The 16630-nt window shown below is 62.9% G+C and carries 18 protein-coding genes; 6 read left to right on the plus strand and 12 right to left on the minus strand.

What is annotated here, in order from left to right; all coding sequences use genetic code 11:
- Positions 1-295: 295 nt before the first annotated feature.
- From ACK543_RS00855 to ACK543_RS00905, 11 genes are all read right to left on the minus strand, one after another.
- Complete coding sequence (locus tag ACK543_RS00855) at positions 296-1165, minus strand: TIGR00730 family Rossman fold protein (RefSeq protein ID WP_409940992.1); 870 nt, start codon at positions 1163-1165, stop codon at positions 296-298.
- 120 nt (positions 1166-1285) lie between these two features.
- Positions 1286-1669: a fluoride efflux transporter CrcB gene (gene crcB / locus ACK543_RS00860; RefSeq protein WP_409940993.1), complete on the minus strand. Its 384-nt coding sequence runs from the start codon at positions 1667-1669 to the stop codon at positions 1286-1288.
- A gap of 302 nt (positions 1670-1971) precedes the next feature.
- A complete protein-coding gene (gene mnhG / locus ACK543_RS00865; protein WP_409940994.1) occupies positions 1972-2349 on the minus strand; it encodes a monovalent cation/H(+) antiporter subunit G in 378 nt (125 codons plus the stop codon).
- A complete protein-coding gene (locus tag ACK543_RS00870; RefSeq protein WP_409940995.1) occupies positions 2346-2624 on the minus strand; it encodes a K+/H+ antiporter subunit F in 279 nt (92 codons plus the stop codon). The genes mnhG and ACK543_RS00870 overlap by 4 nt, the downstream gene beginning before the upstream one ends.
- 16 nt (positions 2625-2640) lie before the next feature.
- Positions 2641-3192, minus strand: coding sequence for a Na+/H+ antiporter subunit E (locus ACK543_RS00875; protein ID WP_409940996.1), 552 nt, complete (start codon positions 3190-3192; stop codon positions 2641-2643).
- Positions 3189-4907 (minus strand): monovalent cation/H+ antiporter subunit D, encoded by a 1719-nt coding sequence (locus ACK543_RS00880; protein ID WP_409940997.1) that lies wholly within the window; start codon positions 4905-4907, stop codon positions 3189-3191. Before ACK543_RS00880 ends, ACK543_RS00875 begins: the two co-directional genes overlap by 4 nt.
- Before the next feature lies 1 nt (position 4908).
- Positions 4909-5262: a Na+/H+ antiporter subunit C gene (locus ACK543_RS00885; RefSeq protein WP_409940998.1), complete on the minus strand. Its 354-nt coding sequence runs from the start codon at positions 5260-5262 to the stop codon at positions 4909-4911.
- Positions 5253-8201, minus strand: a complete 2949-nt coding sequence (locus ACK543_RS00890; RefSeq protein ID WP_409940999.1) for a monovalent cation/H+ antiporter subunit A — start codon at positions 8199-8201, stop codon at positions 5253-5255. The genes ACK543_RS00885 and ACK543_RS00890 overlap by 10 nt, the downstream gene beginning before the upstream one ends.
- A gap of 209 nt (positions 8202-8410) precedes the next feature.
- On the minus strand, positions 8411-8860 hold the full coding sequence (locus tag ACK543_RS00895; protein ID WP_409941000.1) for a ComEA family DNA-binding protein: 450 nt from the start codon (positions 8858-8860) through the stop codon (positions 8411-8413).
- 74 nt (positions 8861-8934) lie between these two features.
- Positions 8935-10092: a lipopolysaccharide assembly protein LapB gene (gene lapB, locus ACK543_RS00900; protein ID WP_409941001.1), complete on the minus strand. Its 1158-nt coding sequence runs from the start codon at positions 10090-10092 to the stop codon at positions 8935-8937.
- A complete protein-coding gene (locus ACK543_RS00905) occupies positions 10082-10411 on the minus strand; it encodes a lipopolysaccharide assembly LapA domain-containing protein (RefSeq protein WP_409941002.1) in 330 nt (109 codons plus the stop codon). The genes lapB and ACK543_RS00905 overlap by 11 nt, the downstream gene beginning before the upstream one ends.
- Positions 10412-10649: 238 nt before the next feature.
- On the opposite strand from ACK543_RS00905, the gene ACK543_RS00910 reads away from it, so the two are divergent.
- The gene (locus ACK543_RS00910) at positions 10650-11537 is read left to right on the plus strand and encodes a LysR family transcriptional regulator (RefSeq protein WP_409941003.1); all 888 of its coding nucleotides are present in this window, start codon (positions 10650-10652) and stop codon (positions 11535-11537) included.
- Here the strand turns inward: ACK543_RS00910 and ACK543_RS00915 are convergent.
- Positions 11531-11653 carry a hypothetical protein gene (locus ACK543_RS00915; RefSeq protein ID WP_409941004.1) on the minus strand — a complete coding sequence of 41 codons (123 nt, stop codon included), beginning with the start codon at positions 11651-11653 and terminating at the stop codon, positions 11531-11533. The two genes, ACK543_RS00910 and ACK543_RS00915, sit on opposite strands and share 7 nt — an antisense overlap.
- Positions 11654-11933: 280 nt before the next feature.
- Between ACK543_RS00915 and ACK543_RS00920 the strand changes: the two genes are divergently transcribed.
- The 5 genes from ACK543_RS00920 (at position 11934) to ACK543_RS00940 (ending at position 16623) form a co-directional block, all read left to right on the plus strand.
- The gene (locus ACK543_RS00920) at positions 11934-12680 is read left to right on the plus strand and encodes a putative hydro-lyase (RefSeq protein ID WP_409941019.1); all 747 of its coding nucleotides are present in this window, start codon (positions 11934-11936) and stop codon (positions 12678-12680) included.
- 24 nt (positions 12681-12704) lie between these two features.
- Positions 12705-13670 carry a TRAP transporter substrate-binding protein gene (locus ACK543_RS00925; RefSeq protein ID WP_409941005.1) on the plus strand — a complete coding sequence of 322 codons (966 nt, stop codon included), beginning with the start codon at positions 12705-12707 and terminating at the stop codon, positions 13668-13670.
- Between the two features lie 117 nt (positions 13671-13787).
- A complete protein-coding gene (locus tag ACK543_RS00930; RefSeq protein WP_409941006.1) occupies positions 13788-14297 on the plus strand; it encodes a TRAP transporter small permease in 510 nt (169 codons plus the stop codon).
- Between the two features lie 15 nt (positions 14298-14312).
- Complete coding sequence (locus ACK543_RS00935; protein ID WP_409941020.1) at positions 14313-15614, plus strand: TRAP transporter large permease; 1302 nt, start codon at positions 14313-14315, stop codon at positions 15612-15614.
- Between the two features lie 43 nt (positions 15615-15657).
- Complete coding sequence (locus ACK543_RS00940; RefSeq protein WP_409941007.1) at positions 15658-16623, plus strand: TRAP transporter substrate-binding protein; 966 nt, start codon at positions 15658-15660, stop codon at positions 16621-16623.
- Positions 16624-16630: the final 7 nt, after the last annotated feature.

The raw sequence follows: 16630 nt of genomic DNA on the forward strand, positions 1-16630 counted from the left end.
AGATCGAGTTCAGTTTGTTCGGTACAGTTTGGATTCGGCATGGCTCGCTCGTTCATCAAGTTTCTACACCTCGATAAACGCGCACTCAAAGGGCCATGCCGTCATCGTTTTTACGGAGGACGGTGAAATATCCGGGCTAGCCCGCAATGGGCCTCATCAAGACGCTGAAATCGCCGCCCTGCGCCGTTGCGCACCCTCGCGATGGCGTCATCTTGATCGGTTCAACGAGCTTCTCACTGAGCACCTTGGCGTTGGGCCGAGGTGGGGCGGCCGACGTGAAGTGAATCGCCTGCCGCTATGGCAACAGCTGGTAGAACGAACGGATGATCTCCCAGGCTTCCTCCGGATCATCGGTCAGATGAAAGAGCTTGAGGTCCTGCTCGGAGATCGTGCCTTCCTCCACCAGCATCTCGAAGTTGATCAGCCGCTTCCAGTAGTCGGTGCCAAAGAGCACGATGGGCACGGGCTTGGCTTTTTGGGTCTGCACGAGTGTGAGCACTTCGAACAGCTCATCCAGCGTGCCAAAGCCCCCAGGGAACGCCGCCAGCGCCTTGGCGCGCATCATGAAGTGCATCTTGCGCAGCGCAAAGTAGTGGAACTTGAAACTCAGCGAGGGTGAGATAAAGCGGTTGCCGCTTTGCTCATGGGGCAGGGCGATGTTCAGGCCCACGTTCAGCGCGCCTGCGTCATGTGCGCCACGGTTCGCGGCTTCCATGATGCCGGGGCCGCCGCCGGTGCAGATATAAATCCGGTCGGCTGCGGGCTGTTGTTCGCTGTGCTCAGCCACCAGGCGGGCGAACCGGCGCGCAAGGTCGTAGTAGCGCGCGTTGCGCACGGCCAGGCGGGCGCGTTTCAGGCGTACTTCGTCACCGCTGGCCTCGGCGTCGCTCAGTTGGGCGGCGGCTTCCTCAGGTGCCACAAAACGGGCGCTGCCATAGACCACCACGGTATTGTGTATTCCCTGCGACGCCTGGCCCAGCTCGGGTTTGAGCAGCTCCAGCTGGAACCGGATGCCGCGCGTTTCGCGGCGCAGCAGGAATTCGGGGTCCGCAAACGCCAGCCGGTGGGCATCCTCGTGCAGAGGGTTGCCCTCGGCCGCGTGGTTTTGGAGTTCGGCCCAGGCGTCGGCCAGGCGGCTATCGTTCAGTTGGGTATTGGATTCCATGAGCGCCGTTGAACAGAAAGGGAAAGGATGGCAAAAGAAGCGGTGGAGATGGATGCTGCTGCGCAGACGCCTTAGACGGCCGGCCCCGCTTGGCACATGATGATCGCTCGCATCGCCGAATCACGCACGCAGCGCCGCCAGCCACGAAACCGAGTAGGTGCCCAGCACCGTGAGGGCGAGCGAGCCGACAAGATGCAGCGCGGCAGTGCCCAATCCGAGCGCATAACGCTGGGTCAACAGCATCTGCGAGACCTCGGCGGAAAAGCTCGAGAAAGTGGTGAGCCCGCCCAAAAAGCCGGTCACCAGTGCCAAGCGCCACACCGGATCGAGCTGGGGCAAGGCTTGGAACACGCCAATGGCCACCCCCACAAGGTAGCCGCCGATCAGGTTTGCGGCCAGCGTACCCCATGGCACGGTGACGCCGGTGTTCAGCCACAGGCCCAAGCGCCAGCGCACGAGTGCTCCGGCGGATGCCCCGATACAGATGGCAAGAACGTTCATCATGTCGCGATTGTCGCCCAGAAAAAAGCGCTGTCCGCGTTGGAATGGCCTTGCGTGGTCGCGTACCGGCGGCTGTGCGGCAGATGCTCCACCCGCGTGGGTGGTGCAGCACGCCTTATTGAGTCGGCATCAACCAACTTGAATGCGTTGATGCGGTTCGAAGCTCTGCGCAAGGCTTCGACAGGCTCAGCCCGAACGGCTGGTTCAAGTTCAAAGGTGCCGACTCAATAGGGTCGGCGGAATCAAGGTTTTTGATGAAAAATAAGTCGGCTACGCACGCTCTGTAAGCGCTGGAAGCTATTAAATCAGGAGCGTTCGATCGGCGCGCCCGTGCGTGGCTGGCTCAGGCTGGGCGGTACCGCCTGGCCCGCCTGCCGCGCGCGGAACAGTCCGGCACGCATCAAAAAGATGGACATCACCGGGACGGTGATGGCCACAAAAACAGCAATCAAGAGGGCATGCAGGGCCAAGCTCTGGTCGGCTACCGAAAAGTACAGCACCGTGGCATGCACGATCAGCCAGCAGGCCAGCGTGGCGATGATCGAAGGGGCGTGCACGCGCTCGAAAAAGCTTTGCAGTCGTAAAAGCCCAATGGCACCCAGCAGCGCAAGGCAGGCCCCGCCCAGCACCAACGCGGCGACGATGATTTCCAGCCACAGCGGCAGCACGGCGGGCCCGGTCATTCGATCACCTCGCCGCGCAACAGGAACTTGGCCATCGCCATGGAGCCGACAAAGCTGAAAAGCGCCAGCAGCAGGGCCGCCTCAAAGTAAGTCTTGCTACCGTAGAGCAGCCCCAGCACCAGCATGACAAGCATGCCGCACAGGTACATGCAGTCCAGCGCCAGCACGCGATCCTGCGCCGTGGGGCCGCGCAGGACGCGCAGCAACGTGCAGCCCATGGCGATCGCTAAAAGAAGGAGTGCGGCGGGCAGGGCCCAGTCAAGGATGGGGGTCATGGTTCAGGCCTTCGGCTCAGGCATCAGCGGCTGCTGCGGATTCAAAAATTTCCATCAGCGGCGCTTCGTATCGGCGCTTGATGTCGGCTGCAATGGCCTCGGGGTCGTCCACCTCCAGCACATGCAGCAAGAGCATGCTGCGGTCCAGCGACAGTTCGGCCCAGGCCGTTCCGGGGGTGATGCACACGATCAGGGCCAGCACGGCCAGCGCGTTGGGGTCGCGCATCTCCAGCGCGATCGGCACGAAGCCCGGTGGATGCCGACGGCGGCTGGGCATCAGCAGCAGGCGTGCTACCGCCAGGTTCGATTGCAGGGTGTCGGCCATCACGGTCAGCGCCAGTCGCACCGCAGCGCTGGGTTTGCGGATGCGCACCGGCAGCGGCCGCAGCCCGGCGGTGACCAGGGGTATGGCTACTGCGAGCACGCTGCCCAGCACCATGTGACCGGCGCTGAGGCTGCGGTTGAGCAGCAGCCACAGGCCCAGTAGTGCAAGGGAAAGCAGCGGGTCTGGCACCAGGCGGCGCAAAAGGCCCGGGCGCGGGGCTGCGGTCTTGCGCTGCGCGGTCATGGCGGGCCTCCGGTATCTGGGGTCTTGGGAATTGCAGCCGGGTTGGGCACCGGAAGGGTCGTCATGACCGCCCGCACGTACACCGAAGGCGCATGCAAGGCGTCGGCCGTGGCCTGGGCGTAGCGCATCACGGCACCGGCCTGCCACACCAGCGCGGCGCAAGCGGCAAGCAGCATCGCGATGGGCATACCCTCCAGCACCTGTAGCCGTGGTGACGAACGCCCCTGGGCTGACCAGAAGTGGCGGATGCCCACGCGTGTGAGCGCCAGCAGCGCCATCACGCCCGAGCCCACCAGCAGTGCGATCAGCGTCCAGCCTGCCGCGCTTGCGTGCAGGCCTTGGCTGGCCCCGAGGCCCAGCGGGTTAAGAAGCGCGTGCACTATGGCGAACTTGCCAACAAAGCCCGGCAACGGCGGCAGTCCGGCAATGACCAGGGTGCAGCCCATGAAGGCCAGGCCCAAAAACGCGGTAGCGGCCGGAATCACCCTGCCGATCAGTGCCCGCTCTTGGTCGTCCAGATTGATGGCCTGCGCGGGCCGCAAGTCTGCCGCGAGAAACGGCGCTTCATCGCGGTGCTCATGCGGCGCGACGTTGGCGCCGTCGTTGCGCCAGCGGTCGACCAGATCGCTGACAAGAAAAAGTGCGCTGATGGCCATCGTGGAGCCTGGCAGGTAGTACAGCAATGCGGCCGTCAGCCCTGTGTGCCCGAAGCCAACTGCGGCCAGCAGTGTCCCCGATGACAGGATGGCCGCGTATCCCGCCAGATGGCTCAGACGCTGGGAGGCCAGCATGCCTGCAGCGCCAAACACCAGCGTCAGCATGCCACCGACGATGAGCCACTGGCTGCCAAACAGGGCCGATTCGCCAGCCTCCGCGCCAAACACCAGTGTCCACAGGCGCAGCACGCTGTACACGCCCACCTTGGTCATCAATGCAAACAGCGCGCCCACGGGGGCCGTGGCTGCGCTGTAGGCAGGTACCAGCCAGAAGTTGATGGGCCACACGGCTGCCTTGATGAGAAAAGCCAGCGCCAAAATGGCGGCCGCAGAGTGCAGCAGCCCCCGGTCGGCAGGTGCCACGTTTGCAATGCTCTGCGCCAGATGCGCCATGTTCAGGGTGCCGGTGATGCCGTAGAGCATCGACACCCCGATCAGGAACAGCGACGATGCCGCCAGGTTGATGGCGATGTAGTGCAACCCGGCCGACACCCGTGGCCGCCCCGAGCCATGCAGCAGCAGCCCATAGGAGGCGGCCAGCATGATCTCGAAAAACACAAACAGATTGAACAGGTCGGCCGTGAGGAAGGCCCCGGCCAGCCCCATGAGCTGGAACTGGAACAAGGGATGAAAATGCACGCCCGCACGGTGCCACCGCGCCACGGCAAACAGCACGCTTGCCAGTGCAACCGTGCTGGTGAGCACGAGCATCATGGCCGACAGGCGGTCGATGGCAAGCACGATGCCAAACGGCGCTGGCCAGTTGCCCGGCAGGTACACGCCGATGCTGGCCTGACCACCCGGCTGCTGGGCCTGCACCAGCAGCAGCACGGCCACCACCAGCCCCAGCAGGGTCGATGCCATGTTCATCGCGACCTTGGTGCGCTGGCGCTCCTCGCGCAGCAGCAGCATCAGCCCGGCGGTCACCAGCGGCAGTGCAATGGGTGCCAGGATCAGGTGCGGCATCAGCCGATCCAGCACAAACCCCACGGATGTCATGTCAGTGATCCTTGGCGCGCGTGCCGTCCACATGATCGGTACCCGCCATGCCGCGAGAGGCCAGCAGGACCACCAGAAACAGCGCCGTCATGGCAAAGCCGATCACGATGGCTGTGAGCGTGAGCGCCTGCGGCATCGGGTCGGCGTAGTGGGCCAGGTCCTGCGGGATGCCTGGTTGCAGCACGGGCTCCTTGTCAATCGCCAGACCCAGCCGCCCCATGCTGAAGATGAACAGATTGACCGCGTACGACAGCAGCGACAGGCCCATGATGACCTGGAAGGTACGTGGGCGCAGCAACAGCCACACGCCCGAGCCGGTCAGCACCCCGATGGCCAGGGCCAGTATCAATTCCATGGGTTGTCTCCCTGGGTGGCGGCACCCGGCTGCATGTCTTCGGCTGCGCGGGCGTTGTGATAGCGGTGGCTGCGCACCGACTGGTGGGCCATGCCGGTCAGGATGAGCATGGTGGAGCCCACCACCAGCGTGAACACGCCAATGTCAAAGAACAGGGCGCTGGCGACATGGATCTCACCGACCACCGGCAGGGACAGGTGCGCCGTGTGGCTGGTCAAAAACGGGTAGCCCCACACAAGCGACCCGAGGCCCGTGGCCAGGGCGATCAGCAGGCCCACGCCAATCCACCGGCGCGGGTACAGCGGCATGTGGGCCTCGACCCATGAGGTGCCCGACACGATGTACTGCAGCAGCAGTGCCACTGCAAAGACCAAGCCCGCCACAAAGCCGCCGCCCGGCTCGTTGTGCCCGCGCATGAACAGGTACACCGCCACCAGGGTGGCAAAGGGCAACATCAGCCGCACCAGCACGGCGGGCACCATCAGGTAGCCGATGGCGGTGTCGGTGGACTGGCGCGGGTTGCTCAGATCAGTGTCCACATCGGCAGGCACGGCCCGCTGCTGTGCGGGCAGGTCCATCACCTCGCGCGCGGGCCGAAAGCGCCGCAGCAGGGCATATACGGTCAGGGCCACAATGCCCAGCACCACGATCTCGCCAAACGTGTCAAAGCCTCGAAAGTCCACCAGCATCACATTGACCACGTTGGTGCCACCGCCTTCGACCAGCGCGCGCTCCAGGAAGAAGGTGGATGTGCTGTCCGGGAACGGCCTGTTCATCATGGCAAACGAAAGCACGGCCATGCCGCCACCGGCCGCAAGCGCCAGCGCCAGGTCGCGCCAGCGGCGCAGCAGCGTGCGGCGCGCTCCGCCGCGCGAAGGCACCTTCAGGCGTTCATCGCGCCGGGGCAGCCAGCGCAGCCCCAGCAGGATGAGAATGGTGGTGACCACCTCAACCACGATCTGCGTGAGTGCCAGATCGGGCGCAGAAAACCACAGAAACGTCATGCACATGCACAGGCCCGTGCCGCCCAGCAACGTGAGGGCGGCCAGTCGGTGGTACTTGGCCTGCCATGCAGCGGCCACGGCGCAAACGGCTCCGACGATCCAGAGAACGGCAAAGGCAGGCGCGATGGGCAGCAGCACGCGCTCGCCAATGTGCACGCCGCGCACCCACAGTGGCACAGTGGCCGCCATCAGCGCAGCGCCCACAAGCCAGAGCATCTGCCACTGCAGCCGGCGGGTGCCCAGCAGGCGGCGTGCGTTGCGCCCCAGCAGGCTGACCCGGGCCAGAGCCGCTTCAAACAGCCGTTGCCCATCCATGCGACGGATCACCGGCGGGGCCAGCATGCGGCCGCGGGCGCGCTGCTGGCGCAGCAGGGCATATAGCAGACCGCCCCCTGCCAGTGCCACCAGGCTCATCACGAATGGGGTGTTCAAGCCATGCCACACTGCCAGGCTGTACTCTGGCAGCTCGCCCCCCACCACCGGCCGCGCCGCAGCAGCCAGGCTCGCGCCCACCGACCACGCCGGAAGGGTGCCCACCACCAGACAGGCCAGCACCAGCAGTTCTACCGGCACGCGCATCCAGTGCGGCGGTTCGTGCAGAGTGCGCGGCAGGTCATCTGCGGGCGGGCCCCAGAACACATCGACCGTGAACCGCAGCGAATACGCCACGCTGAACATGCCCGCCACGGTGGCCGCCACGGGCAGCAGCCATTCCAGCATGGGCGTCGTACTGATGTACACCGTTTCGGCAAAAAACATTTCTTTCGACAGGAACCCATTGAGCAGGGGCACCCCCGCCATGGCAGCGCTGGCAACCATCGCCAGCGTGGCAGTGACGGGCATCATGCGGCGCAAGCCCGACAGGCGGCGGATGTCGCGCGTGCCGGATTCATGGTCCACGATACCCACCGCCATGAACAGCGAGGCCTTGAACGTGGCGTGGTTCATGATGTGGAACACGGCCGCCACCGCAGCCAGCGGGCTGTTCAGACCCAGCAGGAGCGTGATCAGCCCCAGGTGCGAGATGGTCGAATACGCCAGCAGCCCTTTGAGGTCGTTTTGAAACATGGCCGCATAGCCGCCCACAAGCAGTGTGGCCAAGCCCGCGCCCCCCACCAGCCAGAACCATGGCTCGGTACCCGCCAGGGCCGGCCACAGGCGCGCCAGTAAGAACACGCCTGCCTTCACCATGGTGGCCGAGTGCAGGTATGCCGACACAGGTGTAGGCGCGGCCATGGCATGCGGCAGCCAGAAGTGGAAAGGAAACTGCGCGCTTTTGGTCAGTGCCCCCAGCAGGATGAGCACCAGCGCCGTCAGGTATAGAGGATGCGCCTGGATCAGATCGCCCGCGGCAAGCACACGATCGAGGTCATAGCTGCCCACGATGTGGCCCAGCACCAGCATGCCAGCCAGCATGCACAAACCGCCCGTGCCCGTGACCATGAGGGCCATGCGCGCGCCGCGCCGGGCGTCCTTGCGATGGTGCCAGTAGCCAATCAGCAGGAAGGAAAACAGGCTCGTCAGCTCCCAGAAGAACGCGATCTGGATGATGTTGCCCGAGAGAACCACTCCCACCATGGCCCCCATGAAGGCCAGAAAAAACGCAAAAAAGCGCGGCACCGGATCGGCCGCCGACATGTAGTAGCGCGCATACAGCACCACCAGGCTGCCCACGCCCAGCACCAGCATGCAGAACATCCAGGCAAAGCCGTCCATGCGCAGCACAAGATTGAGCCCGAGCTCAGGCAGCCAAACAAACTCCTCGCGTATCACGCCTGCCTGGGCGATCCCCGGAAAGTAAAGGGCAGCCTGGACCGTGCAGAACGCCGCGATCAGCCCGGCGAGCGTGGACTCTGCGTTACGCGCATTGGCGGGCAGCACTGCCGCGATCAGGCTGCCAATGAAGGGAAGTAGGATCAGGGTGACGAGGGACATTCCCGAACCATTCTAGGGGGCTTGCCCAATGGCCCTGAACCCATGCGGCCGTTGTGCGCCGACACGGACTGCTGAACTGTCGGGCGATGCCATGAAGGGCCTGCGCCGATGTCGCAGCGGGTGACCGAGCGCGCAACAGGCAGACCGCTGCCTGCGCCTGCCCGCGCCCAGGCAATGAAACTCAGCGCCGGAGCGCGGCGCCCGGAAAGCTATCGCGCCTGGCTGGCGCCGGGCAGGGGTTGCGCTGCGGGTGCCGTGCTTGAGTGGGCTGTAGCGGTGGATGTGGCTTTGTTGGAAGTCGCAGGACGGGTTGTTGCCCCCTCGTGCCCCTCTTTGCCGTCTGCCTTGGCGTCGGCCTTCTTTTGGCGCGCCTCGGCCCTGGCGAAGGCGGCCGCACTGAACTTCTTTCCGTTCACCCGCAGGCCTTCGCTGGAGAGCCGGGCCGCCGTCTTCTCCCCAACACCGCTGACGCGGCCCACGAAATCGGCCCAGTCCTTAAATGGGGCGGTGTCGCGCGCCGCAATGATGCGGCCCGAGAGCCCCGGGCCGATGCCCTTGATGCCATCAAGATCGGCGGCGGACGCCTGGTTCACCTCCACGGCGGCCATCGACGCGAAAGACAGCAGGCACAAAACGGCGAACAAAAAACGCTTGAGCATGGGGCGGACTCCATTGGTGTTTGAACAAGGTCGGTGACCAGGGCCCACAGTCTTGCGAACTGCGCAGCCTCCGGTCAGAGTTCTTCGACCCGGCGGGCCGGATAGCTGTCCCAGGTCTGGCACCCGGGGCATTGCCAGAAATGCTGGCGCGCCTCAAAGCCGCACGCCGCGCAGCGATAGCGCGTGAGGGGCTTGACGGCGTGTTCCAGTGCCTGCTGGATCTGTGGGTGAAATTCTTCGTGCTCCAGTTTCTCGCCAGCCAGCCACTTCGATGCGGCAACCAGCGACCGTTCCTTGTCGAGGTGATGCACGTATCGTTGACGGGCTGTTGGGCGGGTGGCGGTGTCATTGGTGTCGAGCCAGACCAGGGCCTCCAGCACGTCCAGCGAAGGCGACTGTGCATAGTGGGCCGACAGCAGCGCATGGGCCTGCGACGCGCGGCCGTGGGCCAAGGCCGCTTCTACCAGCAGCGGCGCCGCCAAAGGCAGCGCGCCAGGGTTGTGCTCGACCAGCGCCTTCAGGGTATCGAGCACCGCAGCGGTATGGCCCATCATGTGCTGCAAACGCGCAAGCTCAATGCGGGCGCGCGCCGCTTGGGGCGCGGCGGCAATGGCCTGCTCCAGCAAAGCGTGTGCGGCCGTCAGATCGCCCTGGGCCGTGAGCGCCTGCGCCTGCTCGCAAAGATAGTGTGCCTGCCGGGTGCTGAAATCGCCCTGGTCCGCCTGATGCATCTCATGGGCAATAGTGGCGGCGCGGGCCCAGTCGCGTGAGCGCTCGTAGATCGCCAGCAGTGCCATGCGGGCCTGCGCCTCGAACGGCGTGCCCTCCAGTCTCTGCAGGGCATCTTCAGCGCGGTCCAGCAGGCCGGCCCTGAGAAAATCAAGCGCCAGTGCATGCTGAGCGCGCTCGCGGTCTGCCCGGCTCAGGTCGCCGCGCGACAGCAAGTGCTCATGCACCCGCACGGCGCGGTCATATTCACCACGTCGGCGAAACAGGTTGCCCAGCGCAAAGTGCAACTCTGAAGTGTCGGGGTCGTTTTGCACCGCCTCGATGAAGGCATCAATCGCCTGGTCCTGCTGTTCGTTGAGCAGGAAATTCAGGCCCCTGAAATAGGCCTTGGGCGCGCGTCGGTTTTCAGCACGCAGTTGCCGCAGGTCAAACCGTGACGCTACCCAGCCCAGCACAAATGCCAGCGGCAGGCCCAAAAGGATCCACGTCAGGTCAAATTCCATGGATCGAAGGCAGGTCGGATGGCGAAGGGGTGGCGGTTGCAGACGCCGGGGTCGCCTTGGGGCTGGCGGGGGGCGCTGCCAAAGGCGCGGTCGCCTGGGCGCGTCTCGCCGCAGATCGGTGCTGCCACCAGCGTGGAACCATGCCAAGAGCGCCCACGATGAGCCCTGCTGCAAACGCGGTCAGCACCACCAGCACCAAAGGAGCGCGCCATTGCGTGCCGAAAAAGAAGTGCACGGTGGCATCTTGCTGGTTGTTGAGCGCAAACGCGAACAGCGTAAAAAAGATGGCTGCCTTGAGCAGCCAAAGGAGGTATCTCATCGGGGGCTCCAGTGGTGGTTCATTCTAAGAGCCGGGACGCGCGCTTGCCCATGTGGGAACCATTCGCAGGCCAGGTCGTGGCATGGCGTTCACCCCTTCAGACCTGGCCCGATCCTTCGCACCGCGCCTTGCGCGGCCGCGTCGTGCAGCTTGCAAGCTGTGCCCTGAGCGGCAAAATGCGGGAACGGCGACGCCCAGCAAGTTTGCAAAGCTGCCCGTGCTGCTTTCAGGAATCCCCATGAATTTGCGTTTCGTCGAGGCCTTTTACTGGGTTGCATCCCTCAAAAGCGTGACCCGCGCTGCAGAAAAACTGTTCCTCACGCAGTCGGCCATGTCCAGTCGCATCGCGGCGCTCGAAGATGAGCTGGGCGTGTTGCTGCTCGATCGCCGCGACAAGCACTTTCGACTGACGGTGGCGGGCACGCGCTTTTTGACATACGCCAAGCGCATGCTGGAACTGCATCGCCAGCTCAAGGCCGAAATGGGCTCCGGCGGACCCGTCGAGCTGTCGATGCGGCTCGGAGCCATCGAGTCGGTGCTTCACTCCTGGCTGATTCCCTGGGTGGAGCAACTCCGCGCAGAAAACCCGCTGCTGGAGCTTGAGCTCACGGTGGAAACCACCCCGGTGCTGTTGGATCAAATTCGTCGCGGCACGCTGGATATGGTTTTTGCGGCGCTTCCTGCCTCTGGCGACGGAATCCGCAGCCAGGCATTCACCTCCATGGAGATGGCGTTTGTTGGTAACCGAAAGGTTCATCGCAAGCGCCGCTATCAGGCGTCTGATTTCGCAGGCGCCGACATCCTGACGTTTCAGCGTGGCTCGCAGCCGCACGTGTCTTTGCTGGATGCATTGCGTCAGGCACAGGCCGAACCTCGCTGCGTGCACACCATCTCATCCATCTCCGCCATGGTGCAGTTGGTGCAGGGCGGGTTCGGTATCGCCACACTGCCGCGGCTTGCCGTCCAGAGGATGCTGGCGTTTCCGCATTTGTGCGCCCTTGACAGCGAGATTGCGCTCAGGCCGCTTCCCATCCATGTGAGCCACCGTGAAGACCCAACGTCGCCAGAAATGGACATGCTGGTGGCGTCAGCCCAGGCGTTCCTGGGGACGCAGATGGCTCAATAGGTCGCGCCCAGCCAGATGGTGAGGCGGTAGCCCCACATGGCGTTCAGGCAGCTCGCTGGCACGCGATGCCGCAGCGCTTTCTTTGCGATCCAGCCGCGGTTGATGGCTTCTGCCAAACATCGGTCGGAGGGCGTCAAAATCGTCAAAACAAGGGTTAACCATTAGCACCAAAGTGAGGCGAACGTTTTCGGGCTTCTCCTTTGTAGTGCACAGAAAAAATCGATGAACTAAGCGAAAAATTTTGAATTTGCCACACCCTGTCACTCCCCAACACAATCGGTCGCAATCGTGCTTAATTGCAAACCAGCGGAGGACAAGTTGCAAGTCAATCAGCAAACCGCGATCGAGGCGTTCGGGGCTCAGGGCCTTGACGATCCCCAGCATGTGCGCAGTGTCATGCGCCAGGGGCATTGGACTGCGCACACCAGCGGGTTGGCCCGTAATCGTGTTCAGGGCAACGTCGTCATCTTGCCCGAGGTTCTTGCCGGGGATTTTTTGCGCTTTTGCCAGCGCAACCCCAAACCATGCCCTGTGCTGGCGGTTGGAGAGCCGGGTCAGCCCACGCTGCCATCGCTCGGCGCGGGGATCGACATTCGCAGCGACCTGCCGATGTATCGCGTCTGGCGCCATGGCGAACTTGCCCAAGAGGTGTCCGACGTCAGCGACCTGTGGCGTACCGACCTGGTGACTTTTGTGCTGGGCTGCTCATTCTCTTTTGAGGCGGCCTTGCAGGAGGCAGGTATCAGCCTGCGCCACATCAACCAGGGCAAAAACGTGGCCATGTATCGCACCAGCATCCAGACCGTAAAGGCCGGGCCTTTCGGTGGTGCCATGGTGGTGTCAATGCGCCCCATGCTTGCCGCCGATGTGATTCGCGCGGTGCAGGTTACATCCCGCTTTCCGGCCGTTCATGGTGCGCCTGTGCATGTCGGCGATCCCTCCCGCATCGGTATAGCAGACCTTGAATCGCCGGACTATGGCGACGCGGTGGAGGTTCTTCCCGACGAAATTCCTGTGTTCTGGGCCTGCGGTGTCACCCCGCAGTCCGCCATCCTCGACGCACAGCCCGCGTTCTGCATCACGCATGCGCCGGGCTGCATGTTGGTCACCGATCTCTTTAACCACCAGCTCGCCAGTTTTTAAGCGGCTTTTCACCAGGAGTAAACCATGAAGAAGTATGCGTTGTCGATCACTGCAGCCCTGAGCGTTTGCGCTGCGCAGGCCCAGGTCAAGTGGGATCTCCCCACGGGTTATGGTGCCAACACGTTCCAGACCGTGAACGTTCAGCAGTTTGCCGACGAGGTCGACAAGCTCACGGGCGGCAAGCTCAAGATCACGCTGCATCCCAATGGTTCGCTCTACAAGGCCAACGAGATCAAGCGCGCGGTGCAAACGGGGCAAGTGCCTTCGGCTGAGTTCATTCTCTCGGGAGCTACCAACGAGAACCCTCTGTTTGGCGTTGATTCCATTCCATTTCTGGCCACTACCTACGCTGAGTCCAAGCGCTTGTACCAGGCTGCCAAACCTGCCCAGGAAAAGCTGCTCGCAGCCCAGGGCATCAAGGTCCTCTTTTCGGTGCCATGGCCAGGCCAGTCGCTTTACTCGCTCAAGCCTGTGAGCGCGCCTGCCGATTTTGCGGGCACCAAAATGCGGGCCTACAACCCTGCGACCACGCGCATTGCCCAGCTTCTGAAGGCCCAGCCGGTGACGATTCAACTGTCGGAGTTGGGTCAGGCCTTGGCTACCAATACGGTGCAGAACTTTTTGACCTCCAGTGCCAGCGGAGTGGAGTCCAAATTGCATGAGCACATCAAATATTTTTACCCCGTGAGCGCTTGGCTGCCGCGCAATGCCACGGTGGTGAACCAAAAAGCGTTTGATGCTTTGGATAAGCCGTTGCAGGACGCCGTGCTCAAGGCTGCCGCTGCGGCCGAAGAGCGTGGCTGGGCGACCAGTGAGCGGCTGGACAAGGAATACATCAAGGAGCTGTCTGCCAAAGGGATGACGGTGGCCGAGCCCAGCGACAGCATCAAGAAAGAGCTTGTTTCGATTGGCGAGGTGATGACCGGCGAGTGGATCAAGCTGGCTGGTGCTGAGGGGCAGGCGATCGTAGACGCCTACCGCAAGAAGTAATTGAATTTGCCGGCCGCTCTGTGCGGCTGGTTGTGCGGGGTGTAGCGCGGGGGGCGCTACACCCACGCTTTCAAATTCTCGTTCTCTCCGATTTTTAAAGCGTCACTGGAGTGCGCCATGGAAAAGCTCGTCCACAATTTTTACAGGCTGCTCATGCTGCTTTCTTGCATGTCCATGCTGGCTGCGTTCGGCGCCGTCGTGCTGGGTGTGCTGACTCGTGAAGTGGTTCACATGAACATTCCCGGCCTGGATGCCTACGCGGGGTACTCGATTGCCGCCGCGCTGTTTTTCGCGCTGCCTGGAACGCTTCAAAACGGCGACCACATCCGCGTGACGCTGGTGCTGGAGCGACTGCCCGAGCGTATTCGCTCAGGTTTCGAGTGGTTCTGCCTTTTGGCCGCGTTGGGCCTGACGCTGTACATGGCGCAGTACGCAGTGCGTTCTGTCTGGATTTCCTACATCACGCACGACGTCTCGGCTTCGGCGGATGCAACCCCCTTGTGGATTCCGCAGATCAGCATGGCGTTGGGTTGCATTGGATTTGCACTCGCCTTTGCCCACGCCCTCATTCTTCGGCTGCAGGGCAAAACCTTCATGGCCGTATCCGAATCGGCCCGCTCTGAATAAATCGGCTGGAGATCAATCGTGGATGTCATTATTGCCTTCGGGCTGATCGTGCTGCTCTTTGCAGTGCTTGGATCGGGTTTGTGGATCGGTTTGTCGCTGGTCGGAGTGGCTTTGGTCGCAATGGAATTCCTGACCAGTCGGCCCGCTGGCGACAGCATGATGCTGACCATCTGGGGGGCGTCTTCTAGCTGGACGCTCACTGCGCTGCCACTGTTTCTGTGGATGGGGGAAATCCTGTTTCGCAGCAAGCTGTCGAGCAGCATGTTCAAGGGGCTGGCGCCCTGGCTGGATCGCCTGCCCGGGCGCTTGCTGCATGTCAATGTGGTCGGCTGCACGATCTTTGCCGCCATCTCCGGTTCGTCGGCCGCAACCTGCGCCACCATCGGCAAGATCACCCTCCCCGAGCTTAAAAAGCGCGGCTACCCCGAGGACATTTCGGTCGGCACGCTGGCGGGCGCCGGTACGCTGGGTCTTCTCATCCCGCCGTCGATCATCATGATCGTTTATGGCGTGGCGGCCAACGTGTCGATATCAAAACTGTTCCTGGCAGGCGTCATTCCCGGGCTCATGCTGGCGGCGTTTTTCAGCGGCTACATCATCGTTTGGGCGCTGCTCAACAAGGACAAAGTCCCTGCCCCGGATGCACAACTGAGCTTTGCACAAAAGCTCTATGCCTCGCGCCACCTTATTCCCGTCGTGTCGCTGATTGTGCTGGTACTCGGAGCGATCTACAGCGGTATTGCCACCGCCACGGAATCGGCGGCACTGGGCGTGGCGGGCGCGCTGCTGCTCGCAAAGATTGAAGGTTCGCTGGACTGGACGCGCTTCAAGGAAGGGCTGATCGCCGCATGCCGCGTGTATTGCATGATTGGTCTCATCCTCGTCGGAGCCGCATTCCTGACCCTGGCCATGGGCTTCATCGGCCTGCCCCGGCATTTGGCAGAGTTCATCGGCGCGCTGCATCTGTCGCCGTTCGCACTCATGTTGCTGCTGATCGTGTTCTTCATCATCCTGGGCTGTTTCCTGGATGGCATTTCGATGGTGGTGCTCACGATTGCGGTGCTGCTGCCCACCGTGCAGGCAGCAGGGTTTGATCTGGTGTGGTTCGGCATTTTCATCGTGCTGGTCGTGGAGATGGCGCAGATCACACCGCCGGTGGGGTTCAACCTCTTTGTGCTGCAAGGCATGACGAATCGCCAGATCACCTGGATTGCCAGGACCGCACTGCCGTTGTTCGTTCTCATGATCGTTGCCGTGCTCTGCACGTACTTCGTGCCTGACATTGCGCTCTGGCTTCCCCGTCGGATGGAGGGGTAACCCCTCGCCGCAGGTCTTCTGATGTTTCCAAGGAGCAGTTGCTATGAAAACCTTGTTGCTATTGGCCACGCTTGCGCTCGCCCCCTTGGTGCAAGCCCAGACCCAGTGGAAGCTGGCCACGGGGTATCGGGCCGAGTCGTTCCACACGCGCAATATTGTTCAGTTTGCGCAGGAGGTAGAGAAGGCATCGGCAGGATCGCTGCGCATTGAGGTTCATCCAAACAATACGCTGTTCAAGCTTGCCGATATTCCGGGGGCGGTTGAAGGCGGCAAGGTCCAGGCCGGTGAAACCATCATGACCAGCCTGGTGCGCGAACCGCCCATCGCCGGGGCTGACTCGGTGCCCTTCGTGGTGCGCACCTTTGCGGACGCCCGGCGCATATGGGACCTGCAGCGGCCGCTGATCGAGGCTAATTTCGCCAGTCGGGGCATGAAGATTTTGTATTCCGTTCCTTGGCCGCCCCAGGGTCTGTTCTCCATAGCGCCTGTGCGCTCGGCAGCCGATTTCAAGGGCACGCGCATGCGCACCTACAACCCCGCCACAGTGCGCATTGCAGAGCTGTTGAACGCCACTCCGGTGGATGTTCCCATGGTGGAAGTCAACAAGGCGTTATCGGCCGGCAGGCTGGACTCGATGATCACTTCTGCCCTCACTGGCGTGGAAAACCAGGTCTGGGGTCAAATCAAGCACTACTACCCCATCAATGCCTGGTTTCCCAAAAACATCGTCTTTGTGAACCAGCAGGCCTTTGATGGGCTGGCCCCTGCCGTGCGGCAGGCCGTCCTGAAAGCTGCCGCAGACGCTGAGGCGCGTGGATGGGCCATGAGCGAGACGGTTTTGGACGAGTCCGTGGCCGAGCTGCAGCGCAAGGGCATCAAGGTGGACCGCGCCACCGCCGAGCTCGATACCGAGCTCAAGCGCCTGGGTGAGCGCTTTTCCCGCGAGTGGGTGCAGTCCGTTGGCAACGATGCCAACAAGATTTTTATTCCGTTTTATTTCCAACGCTAATTGCGAA

Origin of the sequence: Acidovorax sp. (genome assembly GCF_046341535.1) — a bacterium.
In the GTDB taxonomy this organism is placed as follows: domain Bacteria; phylum Pseudomonadota; class Gammaproteobacteria; order Burkholderiales; family Burkholderiaceae_C; genus Acidovorax.